The following is a 16,970-nucleotide window of genomic DNA, read 5'->3' as shown; positions in this document are numbered from 1 at the left end:
GAGAGCGGCCGCTCACGCCCGAGCGAAGGCCCCGACGCGGTACTTCGCGGCGCGGTGCGAGTCCTGCACGCGGTCGCCGCGACCGTGGAGCTTGTTGCGGAGCGTGCCCGGTGCATACTCCTCCGGGTACGCTCCCCGTTCCCGCAGCACCGGGATCACGTGCTCGATGATGTCCTGCCACGTGCCGGGCGTGACCGCGTAGGCGAGGTTGAAACCGTCGATGTCGGTCTCGTCGACCCACGACTGCAGCTCGTCGGCGATCTCGACACCGGACCCGACGATGGTGGGGCCGAGGCCGCCGATCGCGTTGTGGCGGCCGAAGTCGCCGACGGTCCACTCGCGACCGAGATCGGCCTCCTCCTTCAGGTGCTGCAGCACCGACTGGATCGCGTTCGACTCGACGTTCCCCACCGGCTCGTCCTCGGCGTACTGCGACAGGTCCACGCCCATCCACCCCGACATGAAGGTGAGCGCCCCCTCCGGGCTCGCGTACGAGAGGTACTCGGCGTGCTTGGCGGTCGCCTCTTCGCTGGTGGCGGCGGTGATCACGGTGAGCAGGGTGTAGATGCGCGCGTCGTATCGGTCACGGCCCGCAGCCTCGAGGGCATCGCGGATGCGCTTCACGGTGCCGGCGAGCACCTCCTTCGACGGGGCCGCGACGAAGATGGCCTCGGCGTTCTCGGCCGCGAACTTCACGCCGCGCGGGCTCGCCCCGGCCTGGTAGATGACGGGGGTGCGCTGCGGTGAGGGCTCGGAGATGTGGATGCCGGGAACGCTGAAGTGCTTGCCCTCATGCCCGATGGGGTGCACCTTGGCGGGGTCGGTGAAGATGCCGCGTTCGCGGTCCTCGACCACGGCGTCGTCCTCCCACGAGCCCTCCCAGAGCTTGTAGAGCACCTCGACGTACTCGTCCGCGTGGTCGTAGCGGTCGTCGTGCGCGAGCTGGTCCTCCTGACCCATGTTTCGCGCGGCGCTGGGCAGGTATCCGGTCACGACGTTCCAGCCGATCCGGCCCTGTGTCAGGTGGTCGAGCGTGCTCAACCGGCGCGCGAACGGGTAGGGGTGCTCGAACGCGGTGCCCGCGGTGATGCCGAAGCCGAGGTTCTCGGTCACGGCGGCCATCGCGCTCACCAGCAGGATCGGGTCGTTCACGGGCACCTGGGCGCCGTTGCGGATCGCGGCCTCGTTCGTGCCGCCGTACACGTCGTAGGTGCCGAGCACGTCGGCGATGAAGATGCCGTCGAAGGTCGCGCTCTCCAGCAGCTTCGCCAGGTCGGTCCAGTACGAGATCGTGTTGTACTGACGGGAACGGTCGTCGGGGTGACGCCACAGGCCGGACGACTGGTGGGCGACGCAGTTCATGTCGAAGGCGTTGAAACGGATCTGACGGGTCATGGGGTCCATGAAACGACAGGTCGCATCGCGGGGTCGAGCCTCCCCGACACGCACGGACACATTCCGGGCCCCACATCCTGCGCGGGCGCCGTCAGCTCGTGGTTCCCTCGTCGGGTCGGCGGGGACTCGGATCGGGCGGCAGGATCTCGATCGGCTGCGCGGCCCTCCGCTGCGCGCGCCACCAGATGAAGAACCCGGTCGCGGTGAAGCCGCCGTAGAAGACGTACATGAGGCCCGTGGCGTAGTAGCCCGAGCTGAACAGGAGGGGCACCCCGACCACGTCGACGGCGATCCAGATGAGCCAGAACTCGGTCCACCCCTTGGCCATGCCGTACGTGGCGAGCAACGACCCGACGAAGGTCCAGGCGTCGGCCCACACCGGCTCCCATGATCCGAGCGCCCGGAAGAGCGGTGTCAGAGCGATCGTGCCGGCGATCATCACCACCACGAGGCCGATGCGGGCCCGGGTCGGCGCCCACCTCGGTACGACCCGTCCGCCCTCCGCGTTGCGCCAGCGCACCCATCCGTAGATCGCGACGGCGATGAACATGACCTGCCGGCCGGCTTGCCCGAGCAGATGCGGCAGGGAGGATCGGGACTCAGCGCGGAGCCCAGGAAGACGGTGAGCAGCAGGACGTTGCCGACGATGCCGACCGGCCAGGCCCAGACCTTGCGCCGCATGCCCCCGAGAGCGCTCGCGAGACCGAAGGCGTTGCCGACGACCTCACGGACGAGGAGGGTCTGTCCGCCGGGAAGCACCCACTGCGAGGTGAAGGCCTCGACGAACCACTGCACCAGGTCCATCGGGTCAGGCTGCGGGGTCGGGCGAAGGGCGGTCGTCGAGCACGAGCTGCAGCATGCTCAGGTCGAGCCAGCGCCCGAACTTGGCACCGACCTGCGGCATCCGCCCGACCTCGACGAAGCCCAGGCGTTCGTGGAGGGCGATCGAGGCGGCGTTCCCGCTCTCGATGCCGGCGATCATGACGTGCATCCCGGCGGCGCGGGCGCGCTCGACGAGTGCGGCCATCAGCGCGGTGCCGATGCCGCGGCCCTGCTGGCCGTCGAGGACGTACACGGAGTGCTCGACCGTGCCGGTAGCCGCTGTGCGGACGCCACTGCGCGTATGACGCGTAGCCCAGCACGCCCGAATCGTCGGTCGCGACGATCACCGGGTAGCCGCGGGAGGTGCGGTCGGCGAGCCAGGCGATGCGGTCGGCGAGGTCGACCGCATCCTCGTTCCAGATCGCGGTGGTGTGCAGCACGGCGTGGTTGTGGATCGCGGTGATCGTGTCGAGGTCGGCGGTCTCGGCATCCCTGATTCGGACGTCTGTCATCGGCGGGTGGTCTCTCTTCTGCTGCACGGGGTGCGCATCGTGCTGCCGCGCTTCGGGTGCGCATCGCCGACGCTAGCAGGATGCCGGAACCTCGGGTTCCGCACCCTCCAGAATATCGAAGATATGTTCTAAACTGGGAGCATGGCGAACCCGCATCTGACCCCGCTTCTCGAGGCTGTGGAGCGCCTCGAGAGCGCATGGGCCGATGCCGGGAACGCGGCCGAGTTCTCCCGGGCGCAACTGCTCGAGGCCCACAGCGCGATGGGACTGGTGCAGCGTCGGCTCGACGGCATCCACGCCGAGCTGGCAGCGAGCATCGCGCGGGAATCCCGGCCCGAGCTGGGGGCGGCGAGCCTGGCGAAGGAACAGGGCTTCCGCAGCCCGGCCACCATGATCGCCGCGACGACGGGCGGATCCACGGGTGATGCGGCCCGACTGGTGAAGGTGGGTGAGGCGACGGCGCCGCGGGCGAACCTCATCGGCGAGGCGCTGCCGCCACGGTATCCCGAGGTGCAGCGCGCGATCGGCGAGGGGGGCGCTCAGCGCGGCAGCGGCGGCATTGATCGTCACCCTGCTCGACCGTGCGCGGCTGAAGGTCGACATCGAGCGGATCGGGAGGCCGAGCGCCTCCTGGTCGACAGGGCGGCGGGCCTGTCGCTCGACGACGTGCGCAAGCTTGTCGTGCACGCAGAGGCCTGGCTCGACCCCGACGGTGTGGCCCCGCGTGAAGACGAGGCGCGGTCCCGGCGGTCTCTGACGATGTTCGAGCGCGACGGATCGCTGCATCTGACGTTGCAGACCGATGTCGCCTCCGGCGCACCCGTGAAGGCCGCGATCCAGGCGTACGTCAGTGCGACGTTCCAGGCGCGATCGCACGTGCTCGATCCCGAGGCGCCGGATGCCGACCGGCGCACGGTCGCGATGCTGCAGGCCGATGCGCTCGCCGAGATCTGCGCGCACGTGAGCGGATGCGACAACGGCGGGCTTCCGGTGTCCGGCGCGACCGTCGTGGTGCGCGTCGGGCTCGACGACCTGACCGCCGGCACCGGCTTCGCGACGGTCGACGGTGTCGATGAGCCGGTCAGCATCTCCGCGTGTCGTCGGATGGCGGCCGGCGGGGGCATCATCCCGGCTGTCCTCGGCGGTGGCGGCGAGATCCTCGAGTGGGGCCGCGAGAAGCGCCTGTTCACCCGAGCCCAGCGGCTGGCGCTCGTGGAGCGCGACGGCGGGTGCGTGATGTGCGGACTGCCTCCGCAGATGACCAGGGCACATCATCTGCGTTGGTGGCAGCGCGACGCCGGACCGACCGACCTCGGCAACGGTGTGCTGCTCTGCGAGAGCTGTCACCACCGCATCCACGACAACGACTGGGAGATCAGGATCGAGGGATGCGGGTTCGCCGCGCGGGTGTGGCTGATCCCGCCGCCGAACGTCGACCCCGACCGCAGACCGAGGCTCGGGGCAGGGCGCGCTACGACATCGCGGCGTGAGCGTGAGCTTGCGCGTGAGCGTCAGCGCGTGCGTGTGCGTGTGCGTGTGCGCGTGGGCTTGGGCGTGAGCGCGCGCCCGGTTCAGACGTGTACGTCGGTGGGCGATTCCTCGCCCTCGTGGAAGTTCGGCTCCTTGCCGAACAGCTTCGCGATACCCAGCACGATCCCGACGATGAGCAGCCCCAGGATGAGACCGGCGATCGCGGAGATGATCGTGTCGACGACCCAGACGACGACGGGGCCGAGGCCGTGGAGCGCGTGCTCCACCGCGTGCAGCACATCGACCGGGAAGTGCCAGCCGACCTCGCCCAGGTTCACGAGCACGAGGTGGCCGCCGACCCAGAGCATCGCGACCGTGCCGAGCACACTGATGAAGCGGAACACCGCGGGCATGGAGCGCACGATCCTGGTGCCGGTATGGCGCACCCGTCGCACCGGGTTCTTCGCCATCTTCAGCCCGATGTCGTCGATCTTCACCAGCAGCGCCACGGCGCCGTAGACCACGCCCGTCATCAGGAGCGCGATCACGGCGAGGATGGCGAGGGTCGCCCACACATCGAGCCCCTTCTCGAGGCTCGCCAGCGAGATGAGCATGATCTCGGTCGACAGGATCAGGTCGGTCCGCACCGCGCCCAGGACCAGCTTCTTCTCGTCGCGGGCGCCCTCATCGGCATGGCCGTGCTGCACACCGAACCACTCCAGCACCTTCTCGGCGCCCTCGAAGCACAGGTACGCTCCGCCGAGGATCAGCAGATAAGGGAGCACCCACGGCGCGAACGCGGTCAGCAGCAGCGCCGCCGGGATGATGATGAGGAACTTGTTCGCGAGCGAGCCGAGCGCGATCTTGCCGACCACCGGCAGCTCGCGCGCCGGGGTGATGCCCTGCACGTACTGCGGAGTGACCGCGGCGTCGTCGATCACGACGCCCGCCGCCTTGGCCGAGGCCTTCATCGCGGCGCTCAGGATGTCGTCGACGACGGCGAGCAGTCCTACGGACATGAGCGGTTCCCCCCGGGCGGTGTGCGGTGCGGAGGCAACTCTATCGACTCGGCAGAAACTCACAGCGCGCTCCCAGCCCTGAGGGACCAAAACAGCGCCGTCCGCGGTTCTCCTTCTGTGACGCCGCAGCCAGCGACGTCGGATAAGGAGTCAGATCATGTCGAACGACTACGGCAAGACCCCCGAGGCCGTCAGCGGCCTCACCGCGCTGCAGTACGAGGTGACGCAGCAGGACGCGACCGAACCGCCGTTCCGCAACGCCTACTGGAACAACCATGACGACGGCATCTACGTCGACGTCGTCTCCGGCGAGCCGCTGTTCTCGTCGACCGACAAGTTCGACAGCGGCACCGGGTGGCCGAGCTTCACCAAGCCGATCGACGCGGATGCCGTGACCACGCGGACCGACCGCTCGCTGTGGATGAAGCGCACCGAGGCGCGCTCCGCGGTCGCCGACAGCCACCTCGGGCACGTCTTCGACGACGGCCCCCGCGCCGAGGGAGGACTGCGCTACTGCATGAACTCCGCCGCGCTCCGCTTCGTCCCGGCGGAGAACCTCGAGCAGGAGGGGTACGGTCGCTACAGCCCCCTCTTCGCACAGACACCAGACGCCGCGACCACCGACACCTCCGAGGAGCAGTCATGACCGACACCGGAACCATCACCCGCACACCAGGGACCGAGACCGCCGTTCTCGCCGGCGGCTGTTTCTGGGGCATGGAAGACCTGATCCGCCGCCAGCCCGGCGTGCTCGACACCCGCGTCGGCTACACCGGCGGCTCGAACGACCACGCGACCTACCGCAACCACCCCGGTCACGCCGAGGCCGTGGAGATCGTGTTCGACCCGACCAAGACGACGTACCGCGACATCCTCGCGTTCTTCTTCCAGATCCACGACCCGTCGACGAAGGACCGTCAGGGCAACGACATCGGCTCGAGCTACCGCTCGGCGATCTTCCCGCTCAGCCCCGAGCAGGAGACGGTCGCCCGCGACACGATCGCCGACGTCGACGCTTCGGGTCTGTGGCCGGGCAAGGCCGTCACCACGATCGAGCCGGCCGGCCCGTTCTGGCGGGCCGAGGAAGAGCACCAGGACTACCTGATCAAGTACCCCAACGGCTACACCTGCCACTTCCCGCGTGCGGGATGGGTGCTGCCGAAGCGCGACGAAGCCGTCGTCTGACGCCAGGCGACCGCTACCCCTCGGACAGGAAGGCCACCGCGGCCTCCTTGAAGTCCCGCGAGCCCGGAGCGTTGAAGTGATTCCGGTTCGGGATCTCGAAGAAGCGACCGTCGGGGGCCGCGTCCGCCAACGCGCGCGAGCCCTCGATGATCGCATCCTTCGAACCGGTGGCGAAGAGGATCGGTCGGACCGGCGCATCCGCGGGATCGGGGTCGATCATCCCCGACGATCGCATGCCCTCCGCGAGGGCGACCAACGCCTGCAGGTCGTTCCCCGGCACCCGCTCCGTCAGGGCGATGTAGTTCTGCGTCGTCGGGTCGGCGACCGGGGTGCCGTCGGCGATGTAGGCGCGCACCTGGTCGAGATCGAGCCGGGCGAGCGGGATGCCGTCGGGCACGCCGCCGAGCACCGCGCGTCCGATACGGTGCGGGAGTTCACGCACGACCTCCCAGCCCACACGCGCACCGAGTGAGTACCCGACGTAGACCGCGTCATCCACGAGGTACGTGTCCATGACGGTCTCGACATCGGTCACGAGCGTCCGGATGCGGTAGCCGGCCGGGTCGTGCGGCTTCTCGCTCATCCCGTGCCCGCGCTGGTCGAGCGCCAGCACGCGGTACCCGGCGCGAAGCAGCTCGCGCACCCAGCCGGTCAGGACCCAGTTGTCACGCGCGTTGGATGCGAAGCCGTGCACGATCACCACGACGGGCGCGTCGAGTTCGCCCCAGGTGTATGTCGCGAGGCGGGTGCCGTCGGCCGCGTACACGTGCTGCGGGTCGGGCATGCGGTTCAGGTCGGAGAGGGGACGGCCACCTCTCCATCTTGGCCCTCTCGCCCGCCGCGGGGTCCGCGCAGCACGCCGAAGCCGATGACCCGGGTGCCGGGATCGCTCGCCTCGAACGCCGAGACCCCCTCCTGCGGGGTGCGGGAGGGGGTCTCGGCGAGAACGCGGCGTCTCGATGTGCCGCCGTCGGTCAGACGCGGTCGCGCAGCGCGGCGCCGAGCTCGGCGTCGACGTTCGTCCAGTACTGGAAGAACCGCTCACGGATCTCGTCGATCGTGATCGAACGGCCCTGACCGGTCAGCGTCTCGAGGAACCGGACGCGCTGCTCGCCGTCGAAGACCTCGCGATACAGGGTCCCGGCCTGGCCGAAGTCGTCGTCCTCGGCGTGCAGGGTCGCCGCCGAGCGCATGAGCTCGCCGTCGGCCTCCCAGCTCGCCTCGACGCCTGCCACGGGATCCGCTGCCGGACCGCCGGCCGCACCGTAGGAGTTCGGCGTGTACGTGCGGTGCTCCGCGGGATTGAAGCGGTACTGCATCTGACCCTCGTGCATGTAGTTGCGGGTCTCGGCGGCGTGGGGCTGGTTCACCGGAAGCTGGTTGTAGTTCGCACCGATGCGGTAGCGCTGCGCATCGGAGTACGCGAACACCCGCGCCATCAGCATCTTGTCGGGGGAGATCCCGGTGCCGGGCACCTGGTTCCCCGGCGAGAACGCGGCCTGCTCGATCTCGGCGAAGAAGTTCTGCGGATTGCGGTTCAGGGTGAACGTGCCCACCTTGATGCGCGGGTAGTCCTTCTTCGACCAGGTCTTCGTGAGGTCGAACGGGTTGAACCGGTAGGCCTTGGCCTCGTCGTAGGGCATGATCTGCACGTACATGTCCCACGACGGGTGCTCGCCGCGGCCGATCGCGTCGAACAGGTCGCGACGGTAGTGATCGGCATCCGATCCGGCGAGCTGCTCGGCCTCGTCGGCGCCCATGGCCTCGACGCCCTGCGCGGAGAGGAAGTGGTACTGCACCCAGAAGCGCTCGCCTGCGGCGTTCACCCACTGGTACGTGTGCGAGCCGTAGCCGTTCATGTGCCGCCAGCTGCGGGGGAGTCCGCGGTCACCCATGAGGTAGGTGACCTGGTGGGCGGTCTCGGGCGAGAGGGTCCAGAAGTCCCACTGCATGTCGGCGTCGCGGAGACCGGAGTCGCCGAGGCGCTTCTGCGAGTGGATGAAGTCCGGGAACTTCATGGCATCGCGGAGGAAGAACGTCGGGGTGTTGTTGCCGACGATGTCGAGGTTGCCCTCTGTCGAGTAGAAGCGCAGCGAGAAGCCGCGCACATCGCGCCAGGTGTCGGGGGATCCCTGCTCGCCGGCGACGGACGAGAAGCGGATGAGCGTCTCGCTCTCGGCTCCGGGCTGGAACACGGCAGCCCGCGTGTAGGCAGACACATCTTCGGTGACGACGAACGTGCCGAAGGCGCCGCCGCCCTTGGCGTGCGGGTTGCGCTCCGGCACCCGCTCGCGGTTGAACGAGGCGAGCTTCTCGACCAGGTAACGGTCGTGGAGCACGGTGGGGCCGTCGGCGCCGACCGTCAGGGAGTGCGCGTCGCTGGCGACCGGGGTGCCGGTCTGCGTCGTGGTGGCGGGTGTCGGAGCGGCAGGGTTCGGGGTGGCAGGGTTCGTCATGGTGTTCTCCTTCTCCGCGCAGGCGCGACGAACACCCCCTCTCGTGGAGGAGTGATCGGCCGGACTACTGCGCGGCGTTCTGGCAGCTGGGGCACAGGCCCCAGAAGGTGACTTCGGCTGTCTGGACGGTGAATCCCCCCGCTGATGACGGGGTGAGGCACGGCGCCTCGCCGACGACGCAGTCCACATCGCCGACGGCACCGCAGGAGGTGCAGACGACGTGGTGGTGGTTGTCGCCGATGCGCCGCTCATAGAGCGCTGCGGAGCCTGCCGGTTCGATCCGGCGGATGAGTCCCGCCGTCGTCAGGTCCGCGAGGATGTTGTGCACCGACTGGATCGACGTGGTCGGCAGCACTTCGGACACGCTGCGGTAGACCCGCTCCGCATCCGTATGGGCCATGGAGTCCAGAGCCTCGAGCACGGCGACGCGGCCCGCGGTCGCCCGAAGCCCGGCGTCGCGAAGCGCCGAGTCGAGTTCTGTCTCCATATCTCGAGCATACCCGTCTTTTGAATAGTTCAAAAGAACAGCATGCCGGGATGTCGTCGCGCCGGCGATGCGCACCGCGACGATTCGCCGAGGACACGACGATATGCCGAGGATTCGCCTCAAATCCGTCGGGAAGTGTCGGCGGGTCCGGGACTCGTCGGCAGGTCCGGGAATCGTCGGGGAGAGCCGGGGACGCGTCAGACGAAGCGCACGGTCTGCTGCAGCCGGGTGCGCACGTCGAACAGCTCGTTGCCGCCGATGGCCCTGGCCTGCGGGACGCCTTGGCGCAGCACCATCGCGAGGGCGCTCCGGCGCACGACGACGACCGGGACGCCACGGCTCGTTCCCAGGGGGTCACGGCCTGGGCGAGGTCGTCGTCGGGGAGCACGATGATCGCGCCGCTGAATCTGATCCGCGCCGCCTTCGCGATCGTGCGCATGCGGCCGAGCGCCGCCGTGACGGGTGCGCAGGTGCCGAGGCTCGGGCCGGTGATCTCGCCGCGGCGGAAGCCGACGACGCCGCCGAAGTCCTCCGACATCACGCCGTACAGACCGGAGGGGCCGAGCACCACATGGTCGAGCTTGTCGTCGGCCGTGGCCCCGGCCACCACGTCGTGCCACACCGTGAAGCCCATGCCCAGGTCGGAGACCGTCCGTGCGGTGGCCTCTTCCGCGAGGGCGTCGGCGAGGAGGCGGCGCAGATCCCGCGGGGCCGAACGCACCATCGCGGGGTCGTAGGGATCGGGCACGTCGACGCCGCGGCCCGCCCACTCGCGGATGAGAGCCAGGTAGCGCTCGCGGCGCCAGCCGCCTGGGTGGCCGTACGACCGGGCGCGTGGACGCGTGTCGGTGCGCGCGGCCTGCGGTCGCCACCCGCTCCATCCGGCCCCGGTCTCGTGGGTCACGCCGGTGCGCCGGTCGTAGGCGGCGCGACCCTCCACGGTGCCGATCAGCTCCCACGCACGCTGCACCTGGATGAAGATCGCCGCATCGCCGCCGGTGTCGGGGTGCGTCTGGCGCAACCGCAGACGGTAGGCGCGGCGCAGCTCGACGTCATCGACCGTGCGGTCGACGCCGAGGATCTCGTAGGCCGAGGCCGAGAGCGGACTGTCGAACATCGCTCTCCCTCCGCGACCGCGGCATCCAGGATATCCGCCGCTCTGTATGGGTGGGCTCGGAGCGCTCGCGGAAGGGGTCAGTCGGGCACGTCGACGATGCGTTCGACGCCGATGACGGGGACGACCGAACCGGCGGATGCCGCGGCCAGGTCGGCGGCGAGGCGAGCGAGTTCGGCCTCGGGCGCCCACAGCTCGAGCGTGGCGGTCGCCGCGTACGTCGGCTCGCCCAGCGTCGCGCCGTGATGCGACGCCCAGTCGCGCAGCAGGTTGTCGTAGCGCCCGGCGTCGGCATGCGGAACCTCGAGCGTCACCTGCCGGAGCGCCGCGCGACGTACGAGCGCGGCGAGGTCGAGAGCCTCCGACACCGCCGAGGAGTACGCGCGGACGAGACCGCCCGCCCCGAGCTTCACACCGCCGAAGTAGCGCGTCACCACCGCGACGACGTCGGTCAGCTCGCGCCGGCGCAGCACCTCGAGCATGGGGACACCAGCGGTCCCCGACGGCTCCCCGTCATCCGACGACCTCGCCTGGTCGCCGAGCAGCCCGGTGACCATCGCGGTGCAGTTGTGGTTGGCATCCCACGCGCGCCTGCGGATGCCGGCGATCACGACCTCGGCCTGTGCGACCGACGAGACGGGTTCGATGCGGGTGAGGAAGCGCGACTTGCGGATGACGCTCTCGTGCTCGACCGCGGCCGCGATGGTCGCGGGGTAGCTGCGAGCGGAGGTCACCCGCCTCACGATACCGACGCGTCGCGCGACTCACCGATCGAGGTAGGCCATGTGCTGTGGGGTGTAGCGCTCGCCGCGCACGCCGATGCGCGTGGCCAGGTCGGTGAGGTCGGCGACCTCATCGGCGGAGAGGGCGACCTTCGTGCTTTCGGCGTTCTCGGCGATGCGCGCCGTGCGCCGTGTCCCGGGGATGGGCACGATCCACGGCTGCCGGGCGAGCAGCCAGGCGAGCGCGATCTGCCCCGGAGCGACCTCTTTCGCCGCGGCGAGTCGGGCGACGTGGGCGACCAGCGCCTGGTTCGCGGCGCGGTTGTCCGCCGCGAAGCGCGGGAGCGTGGCGCGGATGTCGCCGGCGGTGAAGTCCGTGTCCTGGCCGACGGTGCCGGTGAGGAATCCCTTGCCGAGTGGACTGAACGGAACGAACCCGATGCCCAGCTCCGCCAGCACGGGCAGCACTTCGGCTTCGGGATCGCGGGTCCACAACGAGTACTCGCTCTGGAGCGCGGTGACCGGATGCACGGCGTGGGCGCGGCGGATGGTGTCTGCCGAGGCCTCGGAGAGTCCGAAGTGGCGGACCTTGCCCTCGCGGATCAGGTCGCCGACGGTTCCGGCGACGTCCTCGATCGGCACGTCCGGGTCGACGCGGTGCTGGTAGAAGAGGTCGATCACGTCGGTGCGCAGCCGGCGCAGCGATGCCTCGGCCACCCGCCTGATCTGATCCGGTCGACTGTTCAGACCGACGCTCTTCCCGTCCTGGATATCCCATCCGAACTTGGTCGCGAGCACGACACGGTCGCGGATCGGCTCCAGCGCCTCGCCGACGAGTTCCTCGTTCACGTAGGGTCCGTACACCTCGGCGGTGTCGAAGAAGTCCACACCGTGGTCGAGCGCCGACCGCAGCACCGCGATCATGTCGTCACGGCTTCCGGGGTTGGGGCCGTAACTCTGCGACATGCCCATGCAGCCGAGTCCGATGGCCGAGACTCGAAGGCCCTGTCCGAGTGTGCGTGCATGCATGTGCGGTCCTTTCGTCGTGGCCTCCGACGGGTCGGTGGCCGTGGGGTCGACGTTACGCGCGAGCGGGGCCGCGAGGGAGGGGTCTGTGAGTACCCCCTTTCCTCGGAGCCCCTCCGGCGGATCGGATCGACCGAACGATGGAGGTGCGGTCGGCGCGTTCGGGGGAAGAATGTGAGCATGCCGTCCATCGACCCCCACCCCTGCGGCCCGCGCGCACCTGGGCGAGCCTGGTCGGGTCGATCCGGATCGGTCAGGCCCTCATCACCGTGGTGCTGGTGGTGATCGGCGCCTGGCGTGCGGTGGGCGACGGGGTGCCGTTGCCGTGGGTGCTCTCGCTCTCTCTCGTGTTCCTCGGCTGGTACGGCGGCGGTCTCCTGGTGAGCGATCGCACAGGCGATCGCACAGGCGATCGCACATCGGATCGCCGTCTGGCGACCTGGTGGCTGCTCGGACTGACCCTCATCTGGCTCGGAGCCGTCGTCGTGTCGCCGGAGTTCGTCTGGCTCGCGTTCCCGCTGTGGCTGCTCGCGGGATTCGTGATGCCGTTGCGGTGGGCCGTGGCGCTGAGCGTGTTGATCTTCGCCATCGTGGTCGCAGCACCCGTGGTGCACACGGGCGCGACGAGCTATGCGAACGTGATCGGTCCTCTCGTCGGCGGGGTCTTCGCGCTGGGCATCTCGCGCGGATATCTGGAGCTCGTACGCGACGGACGCGAACGACGTCAGCTGATCGCCTCGCTCGTGGCGACGCAGGAGGAGATGTCGGCGCTGCAGGACGAGCTCGCCCGCACGCAGCGCGAGTCCGGCGCCAGCGCGGAACGCACGCGGGTGTCGCGTGACATCCACGACACCGTCGCGCAGGGCCTGTCATCGATCGGCATGCTGGCGCGCTCGGCCCTCGCCTCCGACGACCCTTCGCAGCGCGCGCGTGCCCTGGGACAGATCGATGCGCTCGCCGCCGAGGGTCTCGCCGATGCACGGCGCATCGTGAACGCGCTGATGCCCGCGGAGCTCGAGTCCACCGCTCTGGGGGATGCCCTCGCCCGGATGCTCGAACGCCTCGCCGACGAGACCGGGATCGCGGTGACGCTCCACGCCGACGACGCCCTGCCGTCGCTCGGCATCGACGCGGAGATCGCCCTGCTGCGGACCGCGCAGTCCGCCCTCGCGAACGTCCGTACCCACGCCGACGCGTCGCGCGTCGTGGTCACCTTGGCCGACGCGGGCGACGCGGTGCGGCTCGACATCGTCGACGACGGGGTGGGCTTCGACGCCGCCCGCTGGGATGCCCGGGGCGGGGTGGGCGCCCGTGGGGGCGGCTACGGTCTGCGTTCGATGCGCGCGCGGCTCCGCGAGCTCGGCGGGGGCCTCGACGTCGAGAGCGCACCCGGTGACGGCACCGCGCTCTCAGCCCACCTTCCCTATCGGGGTGTCATGACCGCCGTGCGGGTGCTGCTCGTCGACGATCATCCGATCGTGCGCGCGGGTGTGCGCTCGCTGTTCGACCGTCGTGACGACATCGACGTGGTCGGCGAGGCGTCCTCCGGCGAGGAGGCCGTGGTGCTCGCACGGCATCTGCACCCGGATGTCGTGCTCTGCGACCTGCGGCTGGGAGAGGGGATGGACGGCGTGCAGACGACCGCTGCGCTGCGAGCGGACAGCCCGGCACCGGCCGTCATCATCCTGACGACGTTCGACCGCGACGCCGAGATCCTCGGGGCGATCGAGGCGGGTGCTGCCGGCTACCTCGTGAAAGACGTCGCTCCCGATGACATCGTGCGCGCGATCCGACAGGCGGCCTCGGGTGGGCTCGTGCTCACGCCGGAACTCAGTGAACGCGTCGTGCAGGTCCTGCGCGCGCCACGGGTGCGCCTGACCGATCGGGAGCTCGATGTGCTGCGGCTGCTCGACACCGGAGCCTCGAACCGCGAGATCGCGAAGACCCTGTTCGTCACAGAGGCGACTGTGAAGACCCACCTCGTGCACGTGTTCGAGAAGCTCGGCGCCGACAGTCGCGCCCGCGCTATCGCCATCGCCCGCGACACCGGACTGCTCTGACGCGGTCCGAGGATCCCGCTCAGTCCCAGAACCGCTGCACACGCGTGGCGAGTTCGCGCATCGCGGAGCCGTCGAGCACGATGCGCCGCTCATCGACGTCGAGCGCGGGCCACTGCATCACGAACTCGATCGGGCCCTCCGGCGGCAGGGGCCACAGCCACAGACGATCGGTCGACGAGTAGCTGTGGCTTCCGCCGCTCGCGCCCGCGCTGTTGCGCGAGAGGGAGTGCGCGGTCGTGTCCGACGCAGGCGCATCTCCGCCGAAGTACGGGAAGCCCTCCACGAGGACCTTCTCGCCGTCGCCGAGCACCAGGCCGAAGCGCAGGCGGCCGTCCGGGTTCGTCGGTCCGCCCATCGGGCCGTGTCCCACGAAATCGGCGCACAGCTCGTTCCATTCGGCCGCCGGAAGCCCGTCGCGTCGAAGCCGTCCCTCCAGCCGGAACTCCACCCCGTCGCTGTACACCGCGACGCCGATGAGCCCCAACGCCAGGTGGTCGTTGACCGCCAAGGTCTCCGAGACGGGAAGCAGCACCGGCAACTCGTCCTCGGGGGCCTGCCACCATGGCTGCCGCTCCGACTCGTTCTCCTCGGGCTCCGGGATCTCGGGGTCGGGAGGGAAGAAGGTCATGCCCACAGGTCACCACATCTCCTGTCGGGCGCGCAAGGGGCGGGCGCCGCGTCTCAACCGTTCGATGGATCCGTGACGCGCGCACGGCGCGGAGGCTGGAAGAGACTCGAAAGGACCACCATGCGCAGACTCTTCTACGCCGCGTTCGCCTCCATGCTCGTGGGCGTCGCCTCCGGACTCTTCTACCGGGAGTTCACCAAGATCAACGGCTTCCCGGAGGGGGAGTCCACGCAGTTGGGGCTCGTGCACACGCACCTGCTCGTGCTGGGCTTCGTCGTGCTGTTGATCGTGCTGCTGCTCGAGAAGGTTTTCGCGCTCTCCGAGAGCCGTCTGTTCGGCTGGTTCTTCTGGACCTATATCGCCGGACTCGTGCTGACCTCCGCGACGCTGTTCTGGCACGGCTGCCTCACGGTGCTCGGGCAGGAGTCGTCGAAGATGATCGCCGGCATCGCGGGCATGGGGCACATCCTGCTCAGCGCCGGGATGGTGCTGCTGTTCCTCGCTCTGCGCACGCGTCTGTCCGCCGCGAAGCCTGCCGTTCCGGCTGACTCTGTCCTTGCCTGATCGGACTACTCCTCGACGGACTCGTCGCGGAGGTGGGCGATGTGCGCCTCGTGGCGTGCGAGATGGTCCGGCGACCGGCGGACGAACAGCCACGCCACGATGAGCAGCACGAACCAGATCGGCGTCACGAGCAGCGCGGTCAGCGTGTCGGGCTGCGTCGTGAGAGCCCACAGGATGAACACGAAGAACGCGAACACGACGAAGACCATGAACACGCCGCCCGGCATCCGGAACGTCGATGCCGCGACCTTGTCCTTGCGGGTGCGCCGGTACACGAGGTAGCTGCACAGGAAGATCGTCCAGACGAACATGAAGCACAGCGCCGAGACCGTGGTGACCATGTCGAAGGCGGTGCCGATGTCTTTGCCCGCATAGAGCAGCACCACGCCGGACAGCAGCAGGATGCACGAGAGGAACAGGGCGTTCTGCGGCACGCGGCGGCGGGAGAGGCGGGCGAACACGCGCGGGGCGTCGCCGTCCCGAGCCAGGCCGAAGACCATGCGAGAGGTCGAGTAAATCCCGGAGTTCGCGCTCGACATCGCCGAGGTCAGCACCACGAGGTTCACGACGGTGGCGGCGATGCCGAGTCCGGCGAGGGCGAACATCGCGATGAACGGACTCTCGCCGGCCACGTACTCGGTCCATGGGGTGACGGACATCAGCACGATGAGCGCTCCCACGTAGAACAGCAGCACCCGGATCGGGATCGCGTTGATGGCCTTGGGGAGGTTGCGCTTCGGATCCTTCGTCTCGGCCGCGGCCGTGCCGACGAGCTCGATCCCGACGAACGCGAACACCGCGATTTGGAATCCGGCGACGAAACCCAGGAAGCCGTGCGGGAACATGCCTCCGTGATCCCACAGGTTCGAGAAGCTCGCGGTCCCGGCGCCATGCTGGAATCCGGTGAAGATCATCACGAGCCCCGTGAGGATGAGCGCCACGATCGCGACGATCTTGATCAGCGCGAACCAGAACTCCATCTCGCCGAACGCGGCGACCGTCGGCAGGTTGAGGGCCAGCAGGATCACGACCACCAGCACGCCGGGGATCCACAGCGGGATGCCGGGGATCAGCGCATCCGTATACCCGGCGATCGCGATCACGTCGGCCACGCCGGTCACGACCCAGCAGAACCAGTAGGTCCATCCCGTGAAGAATCCTGCCCACGGTCCGAGCAGGTCGCTCGCGAAGTCGCTGAACGACGTGTACTTCAGGTTCGACAGCAGCAGCTCGCCCATCGCCCGCATGACGAAGAACAGCATGAACCCGATGATCATGTAGACGAAGATCACCGACGGGCCCGCGACAGAGATCGTCTTCCCGCTGCCCATGAACAGGCCGGTGCCGATGGCTCCGCCGATCGCGAGCAGCTGGATGTGGCGGTTGCTCAGCGCTCGCCGCAGCTGCCGTCCCTCGCCGTCGTCCGTGGCGTCGCGGTCGCGTCCGGTCCCGCCGGTATGGTGCTTCGTCACGTGCTTCCTCCGGTCGTCGTCGACGGTGTCGCTCCGAC

14 protein-coding genes and 4 pseudogenes are annotated in these 16,970 nt (G+C 69.3%); 6 read left to right on the top strand and 12 right to left on the bottom strand.

Annotated elements, in window-relative coordinates; genetic code table 11:
• Positions 1–12 precede the first annotated feature (12 nt).
• The 3 genes and pseudogenes from G4G29_RS19810 to G4G29_RS24360 all read right to left on the bottom strand — a co-directional run bounded on the left by G4G29_RS19810 (position 13) and on the right by G4G29_RS24360 (position 2,470).
• Positions 13–1,395 carry an LLM class flavin-dependent oxidoreductase gene (locus tag G4G29_RS19810; protein ID WP_183151308.1) on the bottom strand — a complete coding sequence of 461 codons (1,383 nt, stop codon included), beginning with the start codon at positions 1,393–1,395 and terminating at the stop codon, positions 13–15.
• 91 nt (positions 1,396–1,486) lie between these two features.
• Positions 1,487–2,199, bottom strand: a pseudogene (gene pnuC / locus G4G29_RS19805) (nicotinamide riboside transporter PnuC).
• 4 nt (positions 2,200–2,203) lie between these two features.
• Entirely contained in the window at positions 2,204–2,470 is a 267-nt protein-coding gene (locus G4G29_RS24360; protein WP_345941127.1) for an N-acetyltransferase family protein, read from the bottom strand.
• 400 nt (positions 2,471–2,870) lie between these two features.
• On the opposite strand from G4G29_RS24360, the pseudogene G4G29_RS24355 reads away from it, so the two are divergent.
• Positions 2,871–4,031, top strand: a pseudogene (locus tag G4G29_RS24355) (DUF222 domain-containing protein); the annotation flags it as partial.
• Positions 4,032–4,300: 269 nt separating this feature from the next.
• On the opposite strand, the gene G4G29_RS19790 reads toward G4G29_RS24355, so the two are convergent.
• Positions 4,301–5,218, bottom strand: coding sequence for a DUF808 domain-containing protein (locus G4G29_RS19790; protein ID WP_183151307.1), 918 nt, complete (start codon positions 5,216–5,218; stop codon positions 4,301–4,303).
• Between the two features lie 157 nt (positions 5,219–5,375).
• Here G4G29_RS19790 and msrB point away from each other — a divergent pair, with 157 nt between their 5' ends.
• Positions 5,376–5,864, top strand: a complete 489-nt coding sequence (gene msrB / locus G4G29_RS19785; RefSeq protein ID WP_183151306.1) for a peptide-methionine (R)-S-oxide reductase MsrB — start codon at positions 5,376–5,378, stop codon at positions 5,862–5,864.
• Positions 5,861–6,403, top strand: a complete 543-nt coding sequence (gene msrA, locus G4G29_RS19780) for a peptide-methionine (S)-S-oxide reductase MsrA (protein ID WP_183151305.1) — start codon at positions 5,861–5,863, stop codon at positions 6,401–6,403. Before msrB ends, msrA begins: the two co-directional genes overlap by 4 nt.
• A 13-nt stretch (positions 6,404–6,416) precedes the next feature.
• Here the strand turns inward: msrA and G4G29_RS19775 are convergent, their stop codons facing one another.
• The 6 genes and pseudogenes from G4G29_RS19775 to G4G29_RS19750 form a co-directional block, all read right to left on the bottom strand.
• Positions 6,417–7,187 (bottom strand): alpha/beta hydrolase, encoded by a 771-nt coding sequence (locus G4G29_RS19775; protein ID WP_183151304.1) that lies wholly within the window; start codon positions 7,185–7,187, stop codon positions 6,417–6,419.
• A 190-nt stretch (positions 7,188–7,377) separates the two neighbouring features.
• Positions 7,378–8,859: a catalase gene (locus G4G29_RS19770; RefSeq protein ID WP_183151303.1), complete on the bottom strand. Its 1,482-nt coding sequence runs from the start codon at positions 8,857–8,859 to the stop codon at positions 7,378–7,380.
• A gap of 64 nt (positions 8,860–8,923) precedes the next feature.
• Positions 8,924–9,346 carry a Fur family transcriptional regulator gene (locus G4G29_RS19765; protein WP_183151302.1) on the bottom strand — a complete coding sequence of 141 codons (423 nt, stop codon included), beginning with the start codon at positions 9,344–9,346 and terminating at the stop codon, positions 8,924–8,926.
• A gap of 197 nt (positions 9,347–9,543) precedes the next feature.
• Positions 9,544–10,463 (bottom strand): annotated as a pseudogene (locus tag G4G29_RS19760) (DnaJ domain-containing protein).
• A 77-nt stretch (positions 10,464–10,540) separates the two neighbouring features.
• On the bottom strand, positions 10,541–11,194 hold the full coding sequence (locus tag G4G29_RS19755) for a YigZ family protein (protein ID WP_183151301.1): 654 nt from the start codon (positions 11,192–11,194) through the stop codon (positions 10,541–10,543).
• A 30-nt stretch (positions 11,195–11,224) separates the two neighbouring features.
• Entirely contained in the window at positions 11,225–12,211 is a 987-nt protein-coding gene (locus G4G29_RS19750) for an aldo/keto reductase (protein WP_183151300.1), read from the bottom strand.
• A 137-nt stretch (positions 12,212–12,348) separates the two neighbouring features.
• Here G4G29_RS19750 and G4G29_RS24350 point away from each other — a divergent pair.
• Positions 12,349–13,575, top strand: a pseudogene (locus G4G29_RS24350) (sensor histidine kinase); the annotation flags it as partial.
• 69 nt (positions 13,576–13,644) lie between these two features.
• The gene (locus G4G29_RS19740) at positions 13,645–14,268 is read left to right on the top strand and encodes a response regulator transcription factor (RefSeq protein WP_183152913.1); all 624 of its coding nucleotides are present in this window, start codon (positions 13,645–13,647) and stop codon (positions 14,266–14,268) included.
• Positions 14,269–14,287: 19 nt separating this feature from the next.
• Here the strand turns inward: G4G29_RS19740 and G4G29_RS19735 are convergent, their stop codons facing one another.
• Positions 14,288–14,896: a hypothetical protein gene (locus tag G4G29_RS19735; protein ID WP_183151299.1), complete on the bottom strand. Its 609-nt coding sequence runs from the start codon at positions 14,894–14,896 to the stop codon at positions 14,288–14,290.
• Positions 14,897–15,016: 120 nt separating this feature from the next.
• Between G4G29_RS19735 and G4G29_RS19730 the strand changes: the two genes are divergently transcribed.
• Positions 15,017–15,460 (top strand): DUF2871 domain-containing protein, encoded by a 444-nt coding sequence (locus G4G29_RS19730; RefSeq protein WP_183151298.1) that lies wholly within the window; start codon positions 15,017–15,019, stop codon positions 15,458–15,460.
• 5 nt (positions 15,461–15,465) lie between these two features.
• Here G4G29_RS19730 and cycA read toward each other — a convergent pair whose 3' ends face one another.
• Positions 15,466–16,932: a D-serine/D-alanine/glycine transporter gene (cycA, locus tag G4G29_RS19725; protein WP_183151297.1), complete on the bottom strand. Its 1,467-nt coding sequence runs from the start codon at positions 16,930–16,932 to the stop codon at positions 15,466–15,468.
• Between the last annotated feature and the right edge of the window lie 38 nt (positions 16,933–16,970).

The organism is Microbacterium sp. Se63.02b (genome assembly GCF_014171575.1).
Lineage (GTDB): Bacteria > Actinomycetota > Actinomycetes > Actinomycetales > Microbacteriaceae > Microbacterium.
This window is presented reverse-complemented; position numbering and strand designations above follow the sequence as displayed.